This window comes from Bradyrhizobium sp. SHOUNA76 (genome assembly GCF_023006445.1).
Classification (GTDB): domain Bacteria; phylum Pseudomonadota; class Alphaproteobacteria; order Rhizobiales; family Xanthobacteraceae; genus Bradyrhizobium.
This window is the reverse complement of record NZ_JALBHA010000070.1, coordinates 1-18,782: the sequence shown is the minus strand read 5'-3', so window position 1 is coordinate 18,782 and position 18,782 is coordinate 1. Positions and strand designations below refer to the sequence as shown.

General features: G+C 64.4%; 18 protein-coding genes and 1 pseudogene. 9 read left to right on the top strand and 10 right to left on the bottom strand.

The window, feature by feature from the left end:
* The 7 genes and pseudogenes from ilvD to pncA all read right to left on the bottom strand — a co-directional run.
* On the bottom strand, positions 1-1,786 hold a 1,786-nt coding region (ilvD, locus tag MOV74_RS11425; RefSeq protein ID WP_246921591.1), incomplete at its 3' end, for a dihydroxy-acid dehydratase.
* A gap of 241 nt (positions 1,787-2,027) precedes the next feature.
* Positions 2,028-2,264 (bottom strand): annotated as a pseudogene (locus MOV74_RS11420) (sugar phosphate isomerase/epimerase); the annotation flags it as partial.
* Positions 2,265-2,712: 448 nt separating this feature from the next.
* Positions 2,713-3,927, bottom strand: a complete 1,215-nt coding sequence (locus MOV74_RS11415) for a DUF1236 domain-containing protein (RefSeq protein WP_246921588.1) — start codon at positions 3,925-3,927, stop codon at positions 2,713-2,715.
* Between the two features lie 134 nt (positions 3,928-4,061).
* Positions 4,062-4,445 (bottom strand): GrlR family regulatory protein, encoded by a 384-nt coding sequence (locus MOV74_RS11410; protein ID WP_246921585.1) that lies wholly within the window; start codon positions 4,443-4,445, stop codon positions 4,062-4,064.
* 33 nt (positions 4,446-4,478) lie between these two features.
* Complete coding sequence (locus MOV74_RS11405; protein ID WP_246921581.1) at positions 4,479-6,512, bottom strand: NAD(+) synthase; 2,034 nt, start codon at positions 6,510-6,512, stop codon at positions 4,479-4,481.
* Between the two features lie 139 nt (positions 6,513-6,651).
* On the bottom strand, positions 6,652-7,767 hold the full coding sequence (locus MOV74_RS11400; protein ID WP_246921579.1) for an alpha/beta fold hydrolase: 1,116 nt from the start codon (positions 7,765-7,767) through the stop codon (positions 6,652-6,654).
* A gap of 15 nt (positions 7,768-7,782) precedes the next feature.
* Entirely contained in the window at positions 7,783-8,409 is a 627-nt protein-coding gene (pncA, locus tag MOV74_RS11395) for a bifunctional nicotinamidase/pyrazinamidase (RefSeq protein ID WP_246921577.1), read from the bottom strand.
* Between the two features lie 269 nt (positions 8,410-8,678).
* Between pncA and glk the strand changes: the two genes are divergently transcribed.
* From glk to MOV74_RS11380, 3 genes are all read left to right on the top strand, one after another.
* Positions 8,679-9,671 carry a glucokinase gene (gene glk, locus MOV74_RS11390; protein ID WP_246921593.1) on the top strand — a complete coding sequence of 331 codons (993 nt, stop codon included), beginning with the start codon at positions 8,679-8,681 and terminating at the stop codon, positions 9,669-9,671.
* Between the two features lie 137 nt (positions 9,672-9,808).
* A complete protein-coding gene (locus MOV74_RS11385) occupies positions 9,809-10,012 on the top strand; it encodes a hypothetical protein (protein WP_246921575.1) in 204 nt (67 codons plus the stop codon).
* Positions 10,013-10,156: 144 nt separating this feature from the next.
* Positions 10,157-10,312 carry a hypothetical protein gene (locus tag MOV74_RS11380; protein ID WP_246921573.1) on the top strand — a complete coding sequence of 52 codons (156 nt, stop codon included), beginning with the start codon at positions 10,157-10,159 and terminating at the stop codon, positions 10,310-10,312.
* A 133-nt stretch (positions 10,313-10,445) separates the two neighbouring features.
* On the opposite strand, the gene MOV74_RS11375 is transcribed toward MOV74_RS11380, so the two are convergent.
* Positions 10,446-10,823 carry a response regulator gene (locus MOV74_RS11375; RefSeq protein WP_246921571.1) on the bottom strand — a complete coding sequence of 126 codons (378 nt, stop codon included), beginning with the start codon at positions 10,821-10,823 and terminating at the stop codon, positions 10,446-10,448.
* A gap of 111 nt (positions 10,824-10,934) precedes the next feature.
* Complete coding sequence (locus tag MOV74_RS11370; RefSeq protein ID WP_246921569.1) at positions 10,935-11,726, bottom strand: Spy/CpxP family protein refolding chaperone; 792 nt, start codon at positions 11,724-11,726, stop codon at positions 10,935-10,937.
* A 481-nt stretch (positions 11,727-12,207) separates the two neighbouring features.
* Here MOV74_RS11370 and MOV74_RS11365 point away from each other — a divergent pair, with 481 nt between their 5' ends.
* The 6 genes from MOV74_RS11365 to MOV74_RS11340 all read left to right on the top strand — a co-directional run bounded on the left by MOV74_RS11365 (position 12,208) and on the right by MOV74_RS11340 (position 18,369).
* Positions 12,208-13,548 carry an ABC transporter substrate-binding protein gene (locus MOV74_RS11365; protein ID WP_246921566.1) on the top strand — a complete coding sequence of 447 codons (1,341 nt, stop codon included), beginning with the start codon at positions 12,208-12,210 and terminating at the stop codon, positions 13,546-13,548.
* 141 nt (positions 13,549-13,689) lie between these two features.
* On the top strand, positions 13,690-14,628 hold the full coding sequence (locus MOV74_RS11360) for a carbohydrate ABC transporter permease (protein WP_246921562.1): 939 nt from the start codon (positions 13,690-13,692) through the stop codon (positions 14,626-14,628).
* Positions 14,628-15,539 carry a carbohydrate ABC transporter permease gene (locus MOV74_RS11355; protein WP_246921559.1) on the top strand — a complete coding sequence of 304 codons (912 nt, stop codon included), beginning with the start codon at positions 14,628-14,630 and terminating at the stop codon, positions 15,537-15,539. Before MOV74_RS11360 ends, MOV74_RS11355 begins: the two co-directional genes overlap by 1 nt.
* Before the next feature lie 6 nt (positions 15,540-15,545).
* The gene (locus MOV74_RS11350; protein ID WP_246921556.1) at positions 15,546-16,646 is read left to right on the top strand and encodes an ABC transporter ATP-binding protein; all 1,101 of its coding nucleotides are present in this window, start codon (positions 15,546-15,548) and stop codon (positions 16,644-16,646) included.
* A gap of 34 nt (positions 16,647-16,680) precedes the next feature.
* Positions 16,681-17,670: a hydroxyacid dehydrogenase gene (locus tag MOV74_RS11345; protein WP_246921553.1), complete on the top strand. Its 990-nt coding sequence runs from the start codon at positions 16,681-16,683 to the stop codon at positions 17,668-17,670.
* A 171-nt stretch (positions 17,671-17,841) separates the two neighbouring features.
* Positions 17,842-18,369, top strand: coding sequence for a hypothetical protein (locus MOV74_RS11340; RefSeq protein ID WP_246921550.1), 528 nt, complete (start codon positions 17,842-17,844; stop codon positions 18,367-18,369).
* 100 nt (positions 18,370-18,469) lie between these two features.
* Here the strand turns inward: MOV74_RS11340 and MOV74_RS11335 are convergent.
* A partial coding sequence (locus MOV74_RS11335) for a DUF1993 family protein (protein WP_246921546.1) occupies positions 18,470-18,782 on the bottom strand: 313 nt, incomplete at its 5' end.

The following is an 18,782-nucleotide window of genomic DNA, read 5'->3' as shown; positions in this document are numbered from 1 at the left end:
AGGCCTGCAGCGCGGTCGAGACGTTGCGCTTGCGCGCAGCCGGCTGCCAGGCGGCGTCGCCCTTCGCCTCCTCCGCGGCACGGCGCTGGGTTAGCTCCTCATCGGAGACCTCCAGGCTGATGCTGCGGTTCGGGATGTCGATCGCGATGCGATCGCCGGTGCGGACCAGACCGATGTTGCCGCCTTCGGCCGCTTCCGGCGACAGGTGGCCGATCGAGAGGCCCGAGGAGCCGCCGGAGAAACGTCCGTCGGTGACGAGCGCGCAGGCTTTGCCGAGGCCCATCGATTTCAGATAGCTCGTGGGATACAGCATCTCCTGCATGCCGGGGCCGCCGCGCGGGCCTTCGTAGATGATGACCACGATCTCGCCGGCGACCACCTTGCCGCCCAGAATGCCCTCGACGGCGGCGTCCTGGCTTTCGAACACGCGCGCGGGGCCTTCGAATTTCAGGATCGAGGCATCGACGCCCGCGGTCTTCACGATGCAGCCGTCCTGCGCGAGGTTGCCGTAGAGCACGGCGAGGCCGCCGTCCTTGCTGAAGGCGTGCTCGAGGTTGCGCACGACGCCCTTCTCGCGGTCGGCGTCCAGCTCGTCGTAGCGACGCTCCTGGCTGAAGGCGACCTGGGTCGGGATGCCGCCGGGCGAGGCGCGGAAGAAGGTGCGGACCGTCTCGCTCTTGGTCCGCTTGATGTCCCAGCGCTCCAGCGCCTCGTTCATGGTCGGCGCGTGCACGGTCGAGACCGAGGTGTCGATCAGGCCGGCGCGGTCGAGCTCGCCCAGAATGCCCATGATGCCGCCGGCGCGATGTACGTCCTCGACGTGAACGTCGGCCACCGACGGCGCGACCTTGCACAGCACGGGCACGCGGCGCGACAGCCGGTCGATGTCCTTCATGGTGAACTCGACCTGCCCTTCATGGGCGGCGGCGAGCAGATGCAGCACGGTGTTGGTCGAGCCGCCCATCGCGATGTCGAGCGTCATCGCGTTCTCGAACGCCTTGAAGTTCGCGACGTTGCGCGGCAGCACGGAGGCATCGTCCTGCTCGTAATAGCGGCGGACGAGATCGACGATGGTGTGGCCGGCCTCGACGAACAGGCGCTTGCGATCGGCATGGGTCGCGACCACCGTTCCGTTGCCGGGCAGCGCGAGGCCAAGCGCCTCGGTCAGGCAGTTCATGGAGTTGGCGGTGAACATGCCCGAGCATGAGCCGCAGGTCGGGCACGCCGAGCGCTCGATCACCTTGACGTCCTCGTCGCTGACCTTGGAATCGGCCGCCGCGACCATGGCGTCGATGAGGTCGACCGCTTTGGTCTTGCCCTCCAGCTTGACCTTGCCGGCCTCCATCGGGCCGCCCGAGACGAACACGGCGGGGATGTTGAGCCGCAGCGCTGCCATCAGCATGCCGGGCGTGATCTTGTCGCAGTTGGAGATGCAGACGAGGCCGTCGGCGCAGTGCGCGTTGGCCATGTACTCGACGCTGTCGGCGATCAGCTCGCGCGACGGCAGGCTGTAGAGCATGCCGTCATGGCCCATGGCGATGCCGTCATCCACTGCAATGGTGTTGAACTCCTTGGCGACGCCGCCGGCCTGCTCGATCTCGCGGGCGACGAGTTGGCCGAGGTCCTTGAGATGGACGTGGCCGGGCACGAACTGGGTGAAGGAGTTGACGACGGCGATGATCGGCTTGCCGAAATCGCCGTCCTTCATGCCCGTCGCGCGCCAGAGGCCGCGGGCGCCCGCCATGTTGCGGCCGTGGGTGGTGGTGCGGGAGCGATAGGCTGGCATGGCGGTTTCCGTCCTCGGTTTGACCGGCCGGGCGGGAAAATATGGAGCCGCCTCAGGCCTTTGTGGCCGGATAGCGCACGGGGTGCCGCCACGCAACGGGAACTTGCCCTGAAAGGGCCCCGATTGCCCCCGTGCAAGTCTCCCCTGCTTCCGGCGCGGGCTCTCTGACGTCCTCCGGACGCAGCGCAGCGTCTCTACGACGATGCGCTGCAGAGCCGGGGCCCACGTGGTAGCGAGTGCTCATGGGATCGTGGCTGTCGATCTTGAAGCCCCAGAACGGGCCGTGGATGCCCAGCCGGCCGGTATGGCCTGAGAGCATCTGCTTGATCTCGCCAGCCGTGCTGCGCCAATCGCTATCGAGCAGATCCGCGCGGAAGAAATCCTGGATTTCGAGATCACGCGGCCTTTCGAGAAGCCAGTCGCGATGCGCGGGGATCGATTTGATGGACAATGCAGCACCCAGCACCGGCTTCGACATGGCTTGCTCCTTGGCTGTCAGCGATGACCGGAGCAGCGCTAGACCAGTTCAATGACAGGCCGGTGAAATCGAGGTTCTGCAGCGCTGGGAGATGTGGACATCCTGTCGATCGCGTGCTGCGGATCGAGCAACAGCCATCAAACCACCGATGCCGAACGAGCACATGGCAAGCGGTATCTGTGTCCGTAGTGATCCGGAATGGAGTCCTATAGCGATGTCGCGTACATCGCGGGACATCGATCGGCGGCCACTTCCACGGGCATCACCCTCTGATCGCGCTACATGGGGTTGGGGGACCACATGGGGCGGGGGATTGAAGGCTGGGGCAAGGTGACGAGGTCCGGACTCCTAGGCACTCCGGACCTCGAAACTTTTTGGATTAAACGCAGCAACGCGCCGTCCGGAGGGGCATCCGGGCGGCGCGTTGTCGTTTCAGCGTGTTCTTCGGCTAGCGCGGCTGCGGCTCGAGTGTGACCGTGCAGTCGCCCTGCCCTTGCGTTGCGACCACGATATTGCCCGCGGGAGCGCCGAGGGCGATCGGCGCGGACGAGCCGCCGCCGGGCATCTGGACAATCACGCTCACGGAATCGGTGCGCGCGGTCGATCCCACGGTTGTGGGCTCTGCCTGGGCAACATTGCCCGAGGCGTCGCGCCGCATGATCTGGCAGTTAACGGGGCTTGCCCCGGTCGCCGCCATGCTCTGGCTCTGGCCGGCGCTACCGCCCATCTGCGCGCGGGCCCGCGACGGATCGCGCGGCACCTGGCTGACGATGCGATGCGAGCGCGGCTCCACAATGACGACCTCGTCATCCGTCGCGAAGTACTCGTAGTCCCGATATTCCGGTTCAATCGAGACGATCTCGGGCGGAAGCCGATGGAGACGCACGCGCGGCGGAATCGTCTCGCCGACCCGGATCGAGATGTTCAGATTGCGCTCCGGCTGCGCCAGGCGTGCGCGGCTGACCGTTTCGGAGATCCGAACCTGCTTCTCGGACGTCACCTGGGTCTGCTGATTGACCTGCGTGTTGGTCTGCATCGTCCGATTGGCTTGATTGGTCTGCGTGCCCGAGGTAGCAGGCGCGGTCTGAGCATTGTTGGTCGGAGCCGTCCGGTTCGTGTCCGTCGCGGTGGCCGGCCGGTTGTTCTGCTGCGCCGGCTGTTGCTCGGCGGCATTGCGCGGCGGCTGGGCCTGGTTGCGCTCGTTCTGGTTGGCCGTTGCCCCAGTGCGCTCGTTCTGCTGGCCAGCCGGGCCGGTCTTGGACTTCTCGGACTCGGCCGTTGATTTCTGCGGCGCTGACTTGTCCTGCTTCGTCTCAGCGCTGCTCTTGCTGTCGCGTCCCGGTTTCGCGCTCTCGGCTTCACGGTTGCGATCGCGCGCAGGCTCGCGGGATTCTTGTGCCTGATCCCTAGCCTTCGGCTGGTTACGCTCGGCAGAATTGGCAGGCTGGCGCTTGTCATCATTCGCCTCCTGCTTGGCCGGGCCGCCCTTCTCTTCTCGGCCCGCGCCCTGCACTCGCTCCTGGGCGCCCTGCGCGCGCTCTTGAACACGTTCTTGGGCGCCGCCCCGCTGCGGCGCAGCGCCTTTCGCCGGCTCCTCGGTCCGTCTCGGCTCGTCTCTGCGCTCACCGGGTGCCTGAGCGTAGGCGAAGCCGGACGCGAGCATCAGTCCGATAGCTGCAGTCGATAACATCAAGTGCTTGCGCATGGTCCCTCTCCTCGACAATTCGCAACAACAGACGCGAACGTTCTGTGGGTGCGAAGGTTCCTGAGCAGGAACGAGAGCCGATCACGCCGGGTTCACATTGCGTCCTTGAGTGTGAGGCGCGCCGTGAATGTCACGGTGGTCTTGCCGACCAGCGCCATGCCTTCGACCTCGGCGCCACCGGCGGAATAATCACCCGAGAAACCGCAAGTGACCTCCCGCCCGCCGAACGCGAGCGTCCTGCCGACGGCCTCGGTGTGCTGATTGACGATCATGTCGCCCCGCCACTTGCCGTTCCGGAACGTGTAGCTGCCGGTGTAGTAGAAGAAGCTGTCGCCGCCCATGATGCGACCATCGCTGAGCACGACCACGCCTCTGGCCTGCCCGCGCTTGCCGTCACGCATCTCGATGTCGAAGATGTAGAGGCCGTTGACGACCCCGGCCTCTCCGCCCGCTTCCGCCCTGTCCCCGGCCGACATCCGATCATCTCCCCATGTCGATCCGCGCCCCGATCAGCTGGGCACGTTCCGTTCGAGATCTTCGAGCCACGCGGTCGCGCTCGCATCCGACGGCGCGCGCCAGTCGCCACGCGGTGACAGCGACCCGCCGGCCGAGACCTTCGGGCCGTTCGGCATCGCCGAGCGCTTGAACTGGCTGAAGGCAAAGAAGCGGCGCAGGAACACTTCGAGCCAGCGCCGGATCTCGGGAAGCGCATAGGCCTTGCGCCGGTCGTTGGGGAATGCCGGCGGCCATTCGCCCTTGGCGACGTCCTTCCAGGCATGCTGGGCCATGAAGGCGATTTTGGACGGACGCATGCCGAAGCGCAGCGTGTAGAACAGGTTGAAATCCTGCAGCTCGTACGGACCGACGGCCGCTTCCGTGCTCTGCGGCTTCTCGCCGGCCTCGACCGGCACGAGCTCGGGCGAGATTTCGGCCACCAGGATCGAGCCGAGCGTGCGGTTGACGTCGTCGCTGAATTGCTTCGACGAGATCACCCAGCGGATCAGGTGCTGGATCAGCGTTTTCGGTACCCCAGAGTTAACGTTGTAATGCGCCATCTGGTCGCCGACGCCATAGGTGCACCAGCCGAGCGCGAGCTCGGAGAGGTCGCCGGTGCCGATCACGATGCCGCCGTGATGGTTGGCGAGCCGGAACAGATAATCCGTGCGCAGGCCCGCCTGCACGTTCTCGAAGGTGACGTCGTAGACCTTCTCGCCCCGGCCGAAGGGATGGCCGATGTCCTTCAGCATCTGCGTCGCCGTGGTGCGGATGTCGAGCTCCTGCCAGCTCGTGTGCAACGCCTGCATCAGTGCCAGCGCATGGGACTTGCTCTCGCTGCCGGTGGCAAAGCCCGGCATGGTGTAGGCCAGGATGTTCTCGCGCGGCAGACCGAGCAAGTCGACCGCCTTGGCGGCCACGATCAAGGCGTGGGTGGAATCGAGCCCGCCCGAGACGCCGATCACGACGCGCTTGGTGCCGGTGGCGCGCATGCGCTGCACGAGGCCTGCGACCTGGATGTTGTAGGCCTCGTAGCAATCCTGCTCGAGCAGGCTCTCGTCGCTCGGCACGAACGGAAAGCGCTCGACCTTGCGCAGGAAACCGATGTCGGCGGCCGGAGGCTTCAGCGCGAATGTCACCTTGCGGAAAAACGCCTCGCGCTGGCGGCGGTTGTCGTCGAACGTGCCCATCAGCACGCGCTCTTGCCTCAGCAGGTCGAGGTCGATGTCGGCAGTGGTGATCTGGCCGCCCTGCCGGAACCGCTCGCCCTCGGCCAGCAGCACGCCGTTCTCGTAGATCGAGGTCTGGCCGTCCCAGGCGAGATCGGTGGTCGATTCCCCTGCCCCGGCGGCCGCGTAGACATAAGCCGCGAGGCAACGCGCCGACGTCGATTGACACAGCAGCGCACGCGAACGCGCACGGCCAATCGTGATCGGGCTGCCCGAGAGATTGATCAGCACGCTGGCGCCGGCAAGTGCGAGCTCGGACGCCGGCGTCACCGGGATCCACATGTCCTCGCAGATCTCGACGCCGATGGTCAGGCCCGGCACGTCCTCGGCCGAAAACAGGAGGTCGACGCCGAACGGGGCATGCAGCCCGCCAAAGGAGATCGTCTCTCCGACCATGCCGGCGCCGGAGGCGAAATGCCGGCCCTCGTAGAATTCGCGGTAGGTCGGCAGGTAAGTCTTCGGTACCACGCCGAGAATGTTGCCGCGATGAATGACCACGGCGCAGTTGTAAATGCGATGACCAAAGCGCAGCGGTGCGCCGACGATCACGACCGTCATCAGTCCTGCGGAGGCGTCGACGATGCCCAGAAGGCCGCGCTCGACCGCATCGAGCAGCGGATCCTGCTTGACCAGATCTTCGATCGCATAGCCGGACAGGCACAGTTCGGGAAACACGGCGACCGACACCGACTGCTCGTGGCAGGCATTGGCCGCCGCCAGCACGGCCTTCGCGTTGGCGGAGGGATCGGCGACATGGGACGTGGTGACACAGGCCGCCACGCGCGCAAATCCGTGGGCGTAGATCGAGTGGAAAGTCATCGAGCGCAGTACCCTTGATCCTTCGCTGCCGAAACCGTCAGCTCCGGACCATATGTAGCCCATTGGCCGGGGCCCGTGCAGGCCATCCGCCGTCATGCATAACGGATTTGCAGGATGGCCTGCCCGGCGCCTGGCGAGTTCAGGCGCTGCGGGCCAGCACGCCGGACAGGTCGTCGCGCAGCCATTCGGCGATCCGGGGCCAGGCATGCGCGTGGGTGCGCGCGCCCATGAACAGGCCAAGGTGGTTGCTCGGCTCGGAAGCCGCCGCAATGAAGGCCGGCGGCGTGCCGAGGAGACCAGCGGTGGCGAGCGCCTGCGCCGCCGGCACGACGTCGTCGTCGAGCCCGGCGAGCAGGAAGACCGGCGCCTTGACGTCGTTCAGATCGACAGTACGGCCAAGAGCAACAAAACTGCCGCCGGCGATCTGGTTCTCCCGGAAGACCCGGTTGACGACCTCCAGATAATATTTGCCCGGCAGATCGAGCGTCTCCGCGTTCCAGCGGTCGAAGCGCGCGATCAGGGCCGCGCCCTCCTCGTCCGACAGGTCTCTCTGCAATGCCGCTACGATATCGTCGCGGGTTGGCGCCTTGGACCACAAGCGGAGCATCTCCCCGCCGCTGACATTGCCGCCGCCGCGTGCGACGAGTTGGTCGTAGACCATCTCGGGTGCGTTACGGGTGAGCCGGCACAACGAGGAATCGATCGACAGGTCCACGGGAGCACCGACCAGCACCAGCCGCCGCACCTTGGCCGGGAAGCGCGCCGCATAGAGCAGCGACAGCCAGCCGCCCTGGCAGAGGCCGACCAGATCGACCGGCGCGCCGATCTCGTCGATGGCGACGTTGAGATCGCCAAGATAGCTGTCGATCGAGAGATAGCGCATGTCCGGCGTAGATGACCGCCAATCGGTGAGATAGATCCGGTCAATGCCGCCGTCTTGCAGGGAGCCCACCACGCTGTGTCCGGGCGCGAAATCGGCGATCAGGGCCCGATGCAGCGCATAGGGCGCACAGACCAGCACCGGCTGGCCGGACCGCGTCCGCGTGCAATCGCGCAGGCGCATCGTCCCAAGCTCCAGCGCAACGCTGTTGGGCGTCGTCCACGGCAGCTTGCGCTCATCCTGCTCTGCCCGGCCGCGCTCGACCCACCAGAAGCAAGCGTCCATGGCGAGCCGGGCCGCCGTAAACGGCCAGAGCAGCGGCTCGTCAGGGGCATGATCCGGTCCGCCCGGCTGTTTGCCGATCTTTTCCACCATGACTTTCTCGAGTCCTTACAGAAACGCCTCGAGGCCGACGACGGAGATGCCGAGGTCCCGAAAACTCTGATGGGCCGCGGCTGCCGAGCGGTCGAGATCGATAGCGCGGCAGGCGTCCTCGATCACGACAACTTCCAACCCCGCCTTGCGCGCATCCTCCGCCGAGAAGCGGACGCAGAAGTCCAGCGCGAGACCGGCGACAAAGACGGTCTTCAGCTCACGTTCGCGCAAATACCCGAGCAGACCCGTCGCCGTCCGATGGTCGTTCTCGAACAACGCCGAATAGGAATCGATGCCGCGGCGAAACCCCTTGCGCACCACGAGGCTCGGTCTGACGACGTCGAGATCGCGATGGAATTCGGCGCCCGAGGTGCCCTGCACGCAATGCGCCGGCCAGAGCACCTGTGTGCCGTAATCGAGCTCGATGGTCTGGAACGGCTGCTTGCCCGCATGGTTCGGCGCGAACGAGACGTGGTCGTGCGGATGCCAGTCCTGAGTCAGCACGACGTTGGCGAATTTTTGGGCGATTCGGTTGATCGCAGGCACGACCTTCTCGCCGCCGGGAACGGCAAGCGCTCCGCCGGTGCAGAAATCGTTCTGCACGTCGATCGCCAGCAGCACGTCGCAGTCGGAAATCTTCATCGCCAGTCTCGTTCGATGCGCCGGGTGCGCCGGTGCCAGACCCGTCCCCTCAGTGTCGGCCTTCCCGCGCTGCTTCGCAACCGGCGGCACCGTGCGAGGCCTGCGCGAATTGGTCACCGGATGACGGACAGGATGCAACGCTTTGGCCTCGTCCGTGTTGACTAGGCGCACCCAAGGGCGGATTCTCGCACTGTCCGACAGGGCGGATGGGGTCAAAGGCGTGGAGGACAGGGTTGGCGCGGCCGGAAGGCGGTGGCAGCCGCGAAGTCATGAATATCGGCAGGACAGGACAGATTCTTCTCGCCGATATCGGCGGCACCAACGCGCGCTTTGCGCTGAGCCAGAGCGAATTGGGCGGCGGCGATCTCGATCAAATCGGACCGATCGACTATGTGAAGGTCGCCGACTTCCCGACCGTCCGGGAAGCCATCTCGGACGTCCTGGCACGCAGGTCGGGCGGCAGGCCGCCTCAAAGAGCCGTGCTGGCCGTCGCGGGTCCGGTCACCAACAACCGCTGCGTCATGACCAACAGTCCCTGGGTCATCGACGGCAACGAGTTGCAACCGGCTCTCGGCTTCGACAGCGTCCACGTGCTCAACGATTTCGAGGTGGTCGCCTGGTCCCTGCCCGCGTTGCAGCCTGCCGATCTGATCCCGCTTGGTGGACAAGATGGCCTGCCCGGCGAGCCGTTGCTGGTGGTCGGACCCGGAACCGGCTTTGGCGTCTCCTGCCTGGTCGACCGCCATGGCGCGCGACTGGCCGTCGTCACCGAAGCCGGACACGCGACGCTGCCGGCGGAGAACGAGCGCGAGGAACGGGTGATCACGTGCTTGCGCCGACGCCTCGGCCACGTCTCCATCGAGCGTGGCGCGCTCTCGGGTTCCGGGCTGCAAAATCTCTACGAAGCCTTGGCGGAGATCGACGGCGCTCAGGTGCCGCAGCGCGATGCTGCCGGCATCACCAAAGCCGCCCTGGAGGGGAGTTGTCCCATCAGCCGCGCGACGCTGGAGATGTTTTGCGCCATCCTTGGCTCAGTCGCCGGCAATCTTGCGGTGACGTTCGGCGCCCGCGGCGGTGTCTATATTGCCGGCGGAATCGTGCCGCGCTTTCCCGAGTTCCTGATGGCCTCCGCGTTCCGGGCACGCTTCGAAGCCAAGGGCCGGTTCCAGGACTATTTGCGCAACATTCCAACCCGGCTCGTGATCAAGCCCGATGCGAGCTTCGTCGGCCTGAAGATGTTCGCCGACCACAACGTGGATTGAGGCGTCCTCTCTGCTCGCCGGTTCCAATATTCACAGTTGATTCAGCGCACGTGCGGTTCCACGCATGAACGCGCTTGCCTGCATGTTCCCGATGAGAAACAATCAGGCCGTGTGTGGCGTAGTTGCGGGGGCGTAACATGCGTAAGCAGGATCTGGGTTTCGACTATCACCGCTATCACCGTCTGCTGAGCGAGGCGGACAATGAAGACAAGCGGCAGGCCCTGATCGACCTGTTGATCGAGGAAAAGGCGCGAGACCGGTTGGCCGCTCAGCGCGCTTCGGACCGTGCGGCCATGACGGCCCATACCATTGCCACGGTGCTGAGGAACGGTCGCAACTGAGACTTGCAATCCGGCTGCGGCAGGCGCGAACGCGGGAAACGATTGCAATTCCATTAACGATTTCCCGCAATCCGACGTCAAACTTTTTGCTCTAAGTGTTCCCTCACCTGATGCAATTCAGGATCAACACAGGGGGCAATGAACATGAGCATGATTTCGATCGCCGCGATGCCGGCCGTCGTCGAAACGCGTTTCGCCGATTCGTCCTTCAAGACGATCTTGCTGTCCTGCTGCGCGGGCCTGGTCGCCTCGTTCGGCCTGATGGCGCACGGCATCGACCTCGGCGCCGGCCTGATGTGAGACCGCGACAAAGTCCATCGCCAGATGGCCGCCCCTGACGGGCGGCCATTTTCGTTGGCAATCTCCGCGCGGCGACTTCGCCGTCGCCCAGCGCGGCGTCTGCGCCGTTGCCAGCGCGGCGTCTGCACCGTCACTAGTGCTGCGCTTTGACGGGGGCTCCTGGAAACATCGAATCGATCATCGCCTTGAGCTGATCCATTGCGATCGGCTTGCGCAGGATCGGCCTGCGCCGGAGCAAGGACGGCAGCAGCTCGGGGCCGTAACCGGTAGCGAACAGGAACGGTTTGCCGCGGCGCTCGATCAGGTCGGCGACGGGATCGACGTAGACGCCCATGAGATTGATGTCGAGAATGGCCAGATCGTATTGCGCGGTCATGGCGAACGCGCTGGCGTCCCGGACATTGTCCGCTTCCGCAACGACGTGGTGGCCGAGCTCCACCACCATGTCGGCGATCATCATCCGGATCAGCGCCTCGTCTTCGACCAGGAAAACGGAGAGTCCGTCCGCCATATCAACCCCGCAGTCAGCTTGCAAAGCTAACCATACATCAATTGTGGAGAGGATTCACGAATTCGTGGCGGGCGCCGTTAATTCAGACGCGCCCGATCCGATTCAACTTGATCAATCCAATCCGCGCTCGTGGCTCAGGCGCACCATCTCCTGAATGAAGACCTGCTTCTGCTTGTCATCGAGGCTCGAAAAGAGCGGCTCGGCCGCGTCGGCGACATTGCGCTGGTCGGCGGCCCGGTCGATCAGGAACTGCGATTCGTTGCGCATCTGCTCGATGATGTCGTCGGGCGGATCCCGCTTGGCGCGCGCCACCCGCAAGTTGAGCCGCTCCGCGCCATTATGCCCCAGGTAGTGCATGGCGCTCGAGAAGCCATACCAGTGCTTCTCCTGATCGGACGTGAGGTTCAGCTCGGTCTTGATCCGCTCGATATAGGCATCGCTGTTGGCGACGATCTGTTCGGCGGTCTGCTGCGGCGCGCCCGGCTGGGTGAGGACCGTGACGTCTTTATTGTCCTTGCCCTGCGGTGCGTTCTTCGCCTCCTTGCTCGCCTTGGCGCCCTTGCCCGCTTTGCCGCTCTTGGCATTGTCCTTGGCCGCGCCCTGCTGCTTGGCATCCTTGCCAGCGTCCTTGCCCGCGTCCTTGGCGGCCGGGGCCTGATTGCCATTGTTGTTGCCGACGCCGAGCACGCCGGTGAAGACGCCGACCACGCCGCCGATTGCGCCGCCGAGCACGCCACCGACCGGACCTGCCGCCTTGTTCCCGGCCGCCGCACCTTCCTGAACGCCTTTGACCAGCCCTTGAGCATTGGCCGCCGCGGCGTTGCCGAGCAGCAGCGCGAGCACAGCCCCCAGCGCAAACCATCGCCGCATGTGAAGCCGCGCTGACGGCGCCGGGTTGATCATTCTCGTCTCCATCGTCGATCTGACTGGCCTGTCGGGCGAGAGCCCTCGCCAATTGCAACTCTATCGTTTCCTCCGCGCCAAGGTCCAGACGCGGCCGATTGCTGTCCACGCCCGAAAAGTCTTTCGCGCGAAGCGGTTATGCAGGCTCATTCGAAACTGCGGCGTAATTGCGCACGGATCGTGCGAGGGCTCGCTCGCACGAAGTGTGCATCGCAAAATGAACATTTGCGTTGACGCGCGACGCATGGTCCCGACGTGCATCAAGACGGACAGGGCACACCCTTAGTTCTAGACGAGGAGCCGTTCGGCTTTCTCGACAGAGGCGATCAATCATGATCTGATCGCGCTACCAATTTGCTGCGGCCTGCGTGAATTGTTCACGTCAACCGACGGCACCAATAAGAAAATCCGACAACAAGAACTCAACAAGAAAGTCTCTCAGAGGAAACTCCAACAACAAACACCCAGGCGAGGAAACGAGATGTCACGCAAGACACTGACGCGACGTCAATTTGTGGCTGCCACTGCAATGTCCTCTGCGGCGCTGATCACGGCGCCCTATGTCCGCGGCGCTTACGCCGCTGGCAAGCTCTCGATCGGCTTCTGGGACCATTGGGTACCGGGCGCCAACAAGGCCTCGACCGATCTCGTCAACGAATGGGCCGCCAAGGAGAAGGTCGAAGTCTCCATCGACTACATCACCAGTAACAACAAGAAGATCGAGCTGACCGCCGCGGCCGAAGCCCAGGCCAAGTCCGGTCACGACATTCTTCAGATGCCGAGCTGGTGGCCGCAGGCCTACTCCGAGAATCTCGAGCCGCTCAATGACGTCATGGAGCCGCTTCTCAAGCAGAATGGCGAGGTGAACGGCACCGTCAAATATCTCGGGCAGTCGGGCGGCAAATGGCTCGCAGTGCCCGCGACACCCGGCAGCCAGATCAAGGGCCCCTGCTCCCGCATTGATCTCATGAAAAAGCATGCCGGCATCGACGTGCAGGAAATGTATCCGGCAGGCGGCGCGCCCAAGGTCGAAAACTGGACCATGGAAACCTTCCTGAAGGCAGCCGAGGCTTGCCACAAGGCCGGCGTTCCGTTCGGCATCGGTCTCGGCGAAACCACCGACAGCGTCGACACCGCCGGCGCGATCTTCCAATCGTTCGGCGCCGAGCTCGTCAACGCCAAGGGCGATATCACGGTGAAGACCGATCAAGTTCGCCAGGCCATGGAGTTCTACAAGAAGCTGATCGCGTTTCTGCCGTCGGACGCGCCGTCCTGGGACGACGCCTCGAACAACAAATGGCTGATCTCCGGCCGCGGCGCGATGATCCTCAATCCGCCGAGCGCCTGGGCCGTTGCCAAGCGCGATGCGCCGCAGGTTGCCGAGCAATGCTGGACGCACGGCTTCCCGTCCGGGCCGAAGGGACGGTTTGCGCCGTACCTGCCTTACTTCTGGGGCGTCTGGAGCTTCGGCAAGAACAAGGAGGCGGCCAAGAGCCTGCTGGTTCACATGTCATCGCCCTCGTCGATCGAGAAGTTCGTCGCGGTGAGCGGCGGCTATGACCTGCCGGCCTATGCGAACATGAACAAATTCAAGACCTGGGAGGAGGAAGGTCCGCCGAAGGGAACGCTCTATCACTACCCGGACCCGCACAGGCATCAGACCCTGTCGATCGCGGCGTCACCGGCGCCGCCCAAGATCGCACAGCAGATCTACTTCCAGGCGACGCTGACCAAGATGGCGCTGCGTTTCGCGCGCGGCGAGACGATGGATCAGGCGCTCGCCTGGGCCGAGGGCGAGTGCGAAGGCTTCATGCGGAGCTAGGCCGGGGTGTGACAGGGGCGGTTCGCGCCACGTTGCGTGAGCCGCCCGTATCCGGTCCTCCAATCCGCGTGACCGCGAAGCCGAGCCTTTGCCGGCTTCGCGGTTGGAGAGTTGAAAGAAAGCTGACTTAAGGAAGCTGACATGGCCGATGTCGTCGTCGAGCAAGCTCGCGTCGTCCGTGCAAGGGGCGCGCGAAAGGGATCGAGCCTGCGCAACGCGCTCGGGCGAAAATCGACGGTTGCGTTTTTCCTGACGCTGCCGCTGATCCTCCTGATCCTGCTGCTCGTGCTCTATCCCGCTCTCTACTCGGTCCACCTCGCGACGCTGAACAAGGCGATGACCAAGTTCGTCGGCCTCAGCAACTTCACCTTCCTGTTCAAGCGCGAGACGTTCTGGATGGTGGTGCGGCAGTCTTGCATCTTCGCGGTCACCGCCGTGATCTTCAAGGCGCTGATCGGCTTCATCGTCGCGCATTTCGTCCACAACATCCCGGGCAAGAAACAACGCAAATGGCGCGGCATGCTGCTGGTACCCTGGGTGATCCCGCCGGCCATGAGCACGCTGGCCTGGCTGTGGCTGTTCGACCCCTCCTACAGCGCCTTCAACTACACGCTGTCCTTCTTCGGTGTCGGGCCGATCCCCTGGCTCGGCGACACCTTCTGGGCGCGTTTCTCCGTCATCCTCGTCAACGTCTGGTACGGCGCGCCGTTCTTCCTGATCATGTATCTGGCCGCGCTGAAATCCGTGCCCGACCAGCTGTACGAGGCCGCAGAGATCGACGGCGCCAATTGGTGGCAGAAGATCTGGCACATCACCTTGCCGATGATGCGCAACATCATCGCGATCACCACCTTGTTCTCGCTGATCGTCACCTTCGCCAATTTCGACATCGTGCGCATCCTGACATCGGGCGGCCCGCTGGATACGACGCATCTGTTCGCCACCTGGGCGTTCCAGGTCGGCATCCAGAGCAGCGACATCCCGCTCGGCGCCTGCGTCTCTCTGTTCATGGTGCCGATCCTGGCGGTCGCGGCGATCTTCATCCTGCGCGATGTCAACAAACGCGGAAACGAAGCCTGATGAGCACGCTCGCAGTCGACAAAGCCGGACCGTCCCGCAAGATCAAATACGGCAGCATGAGCCGCGACCGCGTCTGGGCGCTGCGCTGGTCCTATTTCTTCCTGGTGCTGTTCGCCATCTTCTTCCTGACGCCGCCGGTCTACATGCTGATCACCTCGCTCAAGAGCAGCGCGGAGATCTCGGCGGCGACCAACCCCTGGTGGGTGTTTCATCCGACGCTAGCGAACTATGTCGAGCTGTTGAGCTCGAACCAGTTTCTGCGCTTCTTCTGGAATTCGTCGATCATTTCGATCATCGTGGTGATCGTGACCATGATGATCAGCATCCCCGCGGCCTTCGCGCTGGCCCGGATGAAGTTCTGGGGCTCGGCGACGCTGGCCACCGGCGTCTTCCTCACCTACCTGATCCCGGACAGCCTTCTGTTCATCCCCCTGTTCAAGGTGCTCGGGGGCGTCCAGGAGCTGACCGGCATCACGCTGCTCAACAGATGGTACGTGCTGGTGTTCATCTATCCGACGCTGACCGTGCCATTCTGTACCTGGATCATGATCGGCTATTTCGCCTCGATCCCAAAGGAGCTGGATGAGGCTGCCCTCATCGATGGCGCCTCCTGGCTGCAGACGCTGACGCGGATCTTCATTCCCGTGGCGCTGCCCGGGCTGATCGCCGCCACCATCTTCGCCTTCACGGTGTCCTGGGCACAGTTCCTCTATCCCCTGGTGTTCACGACGTCGGTGGACCAGCTGGTGCTGCCGGTCGGCATCACCACCACGCTGATCAAGGGCGACGTGTTCAACTGGGGACAGATCATGACCGGCGCGCTGCTCGGCGCTGCGCCGCCGCTGGTCATCTACGCCTTCCTGATGGACTACTACATTGCCGGCCTGACCGCCGGCGCGACAAAGGGTTGATGTCTGATGGCTGACGTTGCTTTGCGGAAAGTAGTTAAGCGTTACGACGATGTCGAAGCCGTGCGCGGCATCGATCTCGACATCGCCGACCATGAGTTCATCGTGCTGGTCGGCCCCTCCGGCTGCGGCAAGTCGACGACGCTGCGCATGATCGCAGGGCTTGAGGAAATCAGCGATGGCGACATCATGATCGACGGCGACGTCGTCAACGACGTGCCACCGAAAGACCGCGACATCGCGATGGTGTTCCAGAACTACGCGCTCTACCCGCACATGACGGTCGCCGAGAACATGTCATTCGGATTGCGCCTGAAGCACTATCCCAAGGCAGAGATCAAGGCGCGGGTGACGGAGGCCGCCCGCCTCCTCGACATCACCGACCTGATCGACCGCAAGCCGAAGCAGCTCTCCGGCGGCCAGCGCCAGCGCGTCGCGATGGGCCGCGCCATCGTGCGCAATCCAAAGGTCTTCCTGTTCGACGAGCCGCTGTCCAATCTCGACGCGAAACTCCGCGTGCAGATGCGGATCGAGATCAAGAAGGTCCACCAGAAGGTGCGCACCACCACCGTCTACGTCACCCACGACCAGGTCGAGGCGATGACGCTGGCCGACCGCGTCGTGGTGATGAACAAAGGGCGCATCGAGCAGATCGGCACGCCGAACGAGCTCTATCACAAGCCGGCAACGCGCTTCGTCGCGGGCTTCATCGGCTCGCCCGCGATGAATTTCCTGCCGTGCCGGCTCGAGGACGTCGGCGGCACGCTTCAGATCCGCCTCACCGACCGCATCGCCTTTGCGCTGCCGCCGGCCCGTGCCGCACGCTACAATGCGCTGCCGCGCACCGACAAGCTGCTGCTCGGCCTCCGGCCCGAGCATCTCACCGAGTCGCACTCGCATCTGGAGCCGGGCGTCGAGAGCTTCGACACCGTGCTCGACGTCACCGAGCCGATGGGAATGGAGACGCTGGTCTATTTCGGGCTTGACGGCACGCCGGTGTGCGGCCGCGTCAATCCCAACGCCGGCGCCAAGGACGGGGCACCCATGCGTTTGGCGATGGACCTCAATAATATGCACCTGCTAAACGAGGCGACCGGCGTCGTGTTGTGACGCCGGCCCAAGAAACTCGCGCAGGCAGGGGACGATGGCGACCAACAAGAAGAAGATTTTCGTTACGCAAACTTTGTCGCAAGGGGCACGCGCCCTCCTCACCCAGCGGGACGATATCGAGCTCGTCGAGTTTCCGAACCTGATCTCGGCTGGGGATTTCGAGGCCCTGCTGAAGAGCCATGCGCCGGTCCACGGCGTGGCACTCGGCGCCACCGCTTTCGGCGAGACCGAGCTCGAGGCGTCCCGCGGCATGCAGGTGGTGACCCGCATCGGCGTCGGCTATGACGCCGTCGACGTGCCCGCCCTCTCACGCCGCAAGGTGCCGCTGATGGTTGCGGGCAGCGCGAACTCTCCTTCGGTCGCGGAAGCGGCGCTGTTCATGATGCTGACGCTCGCCAAGCGTGCGCAGGAGCTGCACGCCTGCGTCAAGGACGGCAAATGGGCGGACCGGCTCGGCATGCTGCCGTTCGATCTCTACGGCAAGACCGTACTGGTCATCGGCTTCGGTCGCATCGGCAGCCGTACCGCCAAGCGGTGCCTCGCGATGGAAATGAACGTGCAGGTCTACGATCCGTACAAGCCTGCCTCTGAGATCAAGGCTGCCGGCTGCGAACCTGTCACTGACTTCGATGCCGCACTGCCTCACGCCGATTTCGTCACCATCCACTGCCCGAAGACGCCGGAGACGATCGGCTTGTTTGACGCGGCGCGGATCGGCCGGATGAAGCCGAATTCCTATCTCATCAACACGGCACGCGGCGGCATCGTGAAGGAAGCCGCGCTTTACGACGCCCTGGTCTCCGGCAAGCTCGCCGGCGCCGGCATCGACGTGTTCGAGGTGGAGCCGCCGCCGGTCAGCAATGCACTGTTCGCCCTGCCCAACGTCATCATCGCCCCGCACGTTGCCGGCGTTACGGTCGAGGCGGTCCAGCGCATGAGCGAGCAGACCGCGCGCAACATCCTGAGTGTGCTGGACGGCGATCCTATCAGGCAGAATGTCATCAATCAGGATGTGCTGGGCTGAACGAACCCAGGGTCGGGCGGGCAATCCCGCCCGCCTTCGGAAGGCCAGAATGCGTCCCATTTTGGTGCAGATCGAGCCCCAACTCAGCCTTAATCAAGCGCGCGTAATGGAGCCGGAAGCGCGGCGGCGGTGGGACAGACTGGCCGGCGCGTCGAGCTGGAGGATGGACCCTTGTCAGAGATCGACCCGACCGACCACGCGCTGGCGACCATCGCCAGCATCCTGGAGCACCCCGAGCCCGTTCTCGTCATTCGCAAGACCGAGACCGAGATCGTGGTCGCCGGAGAGCGCGAGCATATCGACTCCGACGAACAGCAGGTCGTCGACGCGTATTCGGTCGTCGACGAGCATCCGTCAGTCGACGAGCATCCGTCAATCGAAGAGCATCCAGTGGTCGAAGAGCAGCCGCTGGTGCCGGAGCACACCGATGCCGACGGCTACAGCAAGGTCGGCCCCGGCCCGATGGTCGCGATCCGGCTCAAATGGACAGTCCATCGCGGCGATGATGACCAGTTCTACGTTCACGAGACCATCGGCGAGCAATCCGTCCCCGTGGTCAGCGGCCCCATGACGAGCGAGGCCGCGGTGCATTTCGTCGACACGCAGGAGGACGAGGCGCACCGGCGCTTCGAAGAGCTGCGCAGCGAGATCGCCGGCCGCAGCTCGCTCGCCGATTACGAGCGCAAGGGCGAAGCCTAAAGCGCGATCATCGCGCTCTAGGTTTTTGTTTGAGCATGATCTCGCCGGAAAACCACTTCGCACTTTGCGCTGACGCGGTCCTTCGGGTCCGGATCATGCTCTAGCGCTCGCGCGGGCCGAGAAAGTCCCGCTTCACCAGCTCGACGCCGGCGTGCCGCAACAGGTCGTAGGCCGTCGTGACGTGAAAGAAGAACTGCGGGACGCTGAAGGTCAGCAGCAGCGTCCGCCCGGTGAAGGGCAGCTCGGTGCCGTTCTTCAGCTTGAAGAAGACATTCCGTTCCGCCGCCGCGTCGATCTCCGCGCGCGGCAGGCTTTCGATGAACTCGATCGCGGTCGCGATGCGCGCCTGAAGCCCCGCCATGTCGTGCTCCAGCACCGGCAACGCCACCGGCTCGCACTGGGCCAGCAAGGCC